At 74.7% G+C, this 3,910-nt stretch carries 3 protein-coding genes; all 3 read left to right on the top strand.

Annotation, left to right across the window (positions count from 1 at the left end; translation table 11 throughout):
- Positions 1–59 precede the first annotated feature (59 nt).
- On the top strand, positions 60–1,709 hold the full coding sequence (locus DVH02_RS33250; RefSeq protein ID WP_114627563.1) for an amidohydrolase: 1,650 nt from the start codon (positions 60–62) through the stop codon (positions 1,707–1,709).
- A 611-nt stretch (positions 1,710–2,320) separates the two neighbouring features.
- On the top strand, positions 2,321–3,103 hold the full coding sequence (locus DVH02_RS33245) for a polyprenol monophosphomannose synthase (protein ID WP_114627562.1): 783 nt from the start codon (positions 2,321–2,323) through the stop codon (positions 3,101–3,103).
- A 46-nt stretch (positions 3,104–3,149) separates the two neighbouring features.
- On the top strand, positions 3,150–3,767 hold the full coding sequence (gene fxsA / locus DVH02_RS33240; RefSeq protein WP_114627561.1) for an FxsA family membrane protein: 618 nt from the start codon (positions 3,150–3,152) through the stop codon (positions 3,765–3,767).
- Positions 3,768–3,910: the final 143 nt, after the last annotated feature.

The following is a 3,910-nucleotide window of genomic DNA, read 5'->3' as shown; positions in this document are numbered from 1 at the left end:
TCTCGCGGGTGCGGGCGGCGCGCCGTGCCGCGCCGCCCGCACCCGCGAGACTGGTCCCCATGAACCGTCGCACCGCCCCCCGGGGCGAACCCGGCCGCACCGTCCTGTTGCGCCGGGGAGAAGTCCACAGCCCCGCCGATCCGTTCGCCACCGCGATGGTGGTCGAGCGCGGCCATGTCGCCTGGGTGGGCTCGGAGGGCGCCGCGGACTCCTTCGCCACCGGGGTGGACGAGGTCGTGGACCTGGACGGCGCCCTGGTCACCCCCGCCTTCACCGACGCCCACACCCACCTGACCGGCACCGGCCTCGCGCTCACCGGGCTCGACCTGTCCGGCGCCGGGAGCCTGCCGGAGGCGCTCGCGCTCGTACGGGCCCACCACGAGGCGCGGTCGCCCGCCCACGGTGAGGTGCTGCTCGGCCACGGCTGGGACTGCGACAACTGGCCCGAGCGACGGCCCCCGTCCCGCGCCGAACTGGACGGGGCCGCGCCGGGCCGACCGCTCTACCTGCCCCGGATCGACGAGCACTCGGCCGTGGTGACCACGGCCCTGCTCGACCTGGTGCCCGCGGTCAGCACGCTGCCCGGCTACCACCCGGACGCCCCGCTGACCGACGCCGCGCACCACGCCGTGCGCGAGGCCGCCCACGGCGCCCTCGGCCCCCGGCAGCGCGCCGAGGCGCAGCGGGCCGCCCGGCTGCGGGCCGCCTCGCTCGGGATCGGCACGCTGCACGAGTGCGCGGGCCCGGACATTTCGAGCGAGGAGGACTTCACGGCCCTGCTCGCCCTGGCCGACGCGGAGCCGGGGCCGCGTGTCCACGGCTACTGGGCCGAGCTGATCAGCGACGAGAAGGGCGCCCGGCGCGTGCGTGAGCTGGGCGCGTGGGGCGCCGCGGGTGATCTCTTCGCGGACGGCTCGCTCGGCTCCCACACGGCCGCCCTGCGCGCCCCGTACGCCGACGCCGCGCACACCGGCGCCGCCCGGCTGGACGCCGCCGCGATCGCCGCCCACGTCACCGCCTGCACCGAGGCCGGGATCCAGGCGGGCTTCCACGCCATCGGGGACGCCGCCGTCGACGCGGTCGTCGAGGGGGTGCGCCGGGCGGCCGAACGGCTCGGGACCGCCCGCGTCCGGGCCGCCAGGCACCGCGTCGAGCACGCCGAGATGCTGACCCCGGACACCGTCGCGGGCTTCGCGGAGCTGGGGCTCACCGCCTCCGTGCAGCCCGCCTTCGACGCGGCCTGGGGCGGCGCCGACGGCATGTACGCGACCCGGCTCGGCGCCGAGCGCGCCGCCACGCTCAATCCGTACGCCGCCCTGCTGCGCGCCGGGGTCCCGCTGGCCTTCGGCTCGGACAGCCCGGTCACCCCGCTGGACCCGTGGGGCACCGTACGGGCCGCCGCCTTCCACCGCACGCCCGCCCACCGGATCTCGGTGCGCGCCGCGTTCACCGCCCACACCCGGGGCGGCTGGCGCGCCGTCGGCCGCGACGACGCCGGCACGCTGGTGCCGGGCGCCCCCGCCGACTACGCCGTCTGGCGGACCGGCGAGCTGGTGGTCCAGGCGCCGGACGACCGGGTGGCCCGCTGGTCCACCGACCCGCGCTCCGGCACCCCGGGCCTGCCCGATCTCACCCCCGGCCGGCCGCTGCCCGTATGTCTGCGGACCGTCGTCTCCGGACAAACGGTATTTGTGCGACCGAACGAGTGACGTACGGACATTTCGTACCGCCCGCCGGTGGTCCCCGCTCTCTGCCGCGACCTGCGGATCTCCCGCACTGACCTGGTGATTCGGGTAAACGCCGCACTTCAAACGGCTATTGACAGCAAGCCTCCACGGGCGGGTAGGTTCGGCCGGGTCCACCACGGACGTCCGTCCGGTAACCTCCACGCGGTCGTCGAACGCCGCTGGGCCATGGGGTGGTGTGCCGCACCGGCGCACCACCACTGGGAGCCAGGTCCAGCGCCCGCGTCTCGTCGGCGAGGGAAGGATTCTGCCGGTCGGCGGGTGTGACCCGGATGGGGCCCCGGCGTTCAGTAGACAACGGCTTTCGGTCGACCCGCAGCCAGCGGGTGCCAGGTCGGCCCGAAGGACGCCGGGTCCCGATCCGCAGCCCCGGTCGTGGCCCCGGCCCCGACCGGCAGCCCCGGCCCCCGGACCGCGCGGTATCCGGTTGCGCCCGTCATCTCCCGAGATGCCCCTTCGGCGGCCCCCGTCCGGGCCCGACACCTGTTCGCCGAGGTGCTCCGGGCGCCCGGTGTGCTCGCTAAGCTGGTGATCTGCGTACGGCTCTGCGTACGGCGATCCACATAGGGGCAGCAGTGAACGACGGTGACCAGAGGCGGTACGGGCCCCTCGGTACGGCCTTGGTGATCATCCCGACCTACAACGAGGCCGAGAACATCGCGTCGATCGTCTCCCGGGTGCGCGCGGCGGTGCCCGCCGCCCACGTCCTCGTCGCCGACGACAACAGCCCCGACGGCACCGGGAAGATCGCCGATGAGCTGGCCGCGGCGGACAGCCAGGTCAACGTCCTGCACCGCAAGGGCAAGGAGGGGCTCGGCGCCGCCTATCTGGCGGGCTTCCACTGGGGCATCGAGCGCGACTACGGCGTCCTCGTGGAGATGGACGCCGACGGTTCGCACCAGCCCGAGGAGCTGCCCCGGCTGCTGACCGCGCTCAAGGGCGCCGATCTCGTCCTCGGCTCGCGCTGGGTGCCGGGCGGCCGGGTCGTCAACTGGCCCACCACCCGCAAGATGATCTCGCGCGGCGGCAGCTCCTACTCCCGGGTGCTGCTCGGCGTGCCGATCCGCGACGTCACCGGCGGCTACCGGGCCTTCCGCAAGGAGACCCTGGAGGCGCTCGGCCTGGACGCCGTCTCCTCCCAGGGCTACTGCTTCCAGGTCGACTTGGCCCGGCGTGCCGTCGAGGCGGGCTGCCATGTGGTCGAGGTGCCCATCACCTTCGTCGAGCGCGAGCTGGGCGACTCCAAGATGAGCAAGGACATCCTGGTCGAGGCGCTCTGGCGGGTCACGGCGTGGGGCGTCGAGTCCCGCGCCAACCGTCTCCTCGGCCGCAAGCCCACACCGCCGTCCCGGTCTTGATCACCCGCTTACGCCGTCAGCGCCGCCGCCCAGGCACACTGGGAGTATGACGACCGCGCAGCCGCAAAGTCCCCGTCCGAAGCGCTCCCGCGCCCGCACCCTGATCCCGCTGTCCATCGCCGCCTGGCTGGTGCTGGAGATCTGGCTGCTGACCGTGGTGGCGAACACCATCGGCGGCTTCGGCCTCCTGCTGCTGATCGCGGGCTCGATCGTGCTCGGCGCCGTGGTGATCAAGAGCGCGGGCCGGCGCGCCTTCCGCAATCTCACCGAGACCGTCCAGCGCCAGCAGCGTCAGCAGCGTCAGCAGCGGCCGGACGCGACCCCCGAGGTGGGCGGCGCGACCGGGACCACGGGCAACGGGTTCCTGATGCTCGGCGGGCTGCTGATCATGGTGCCGGGCATCATCACCGACGTCCTGGGGCTGCTGCTGCTCATCCCGTTCGTCCGGCTGGCGCTCGGCCGCTACGCGGAACGGTCGCTGGAGCGCCGGGTGCGGGCGGCCTCGGTCTCCGGCGGGCTGGGCGACGCCTTCGAGCAGGCCCAGCAGGCCAGAATGCGCCGGCCCGACGGCAAGGTGGTCCAGGGCGAGGTCATCAAGCACGACGAGCGGCCGGAGGACCAGGGACCCGAGGACCGGGGCCCGCGCCCGCCGCTGACCCCCTGACCCGTCGCTCCGCCCCCTGACCCACCCCTGACCCACCGCAGAACCGCTCGTGCGCCGAACCGCTCGGCGCGCGAGCGGTTCGGCGCACGACAGCTGTCGCGCACGACACCCACCGTGCACGACACAGAGCCGCGGGCCGCCCC

Source organism: Streptomyces corynorhini, assembly GCF_003346515.1.
Classification (GTDB): Bacteria; Actinomycetota; Actinomycetes; order Streptomycetales; family Streptomycetaceae; genus Streptomyces; species Streptomyces corynorhini.
Note: the sequence above shows the minus strand (reverse complement) of the source record. Positions and strands in the feature narration are given on the sequence as shown.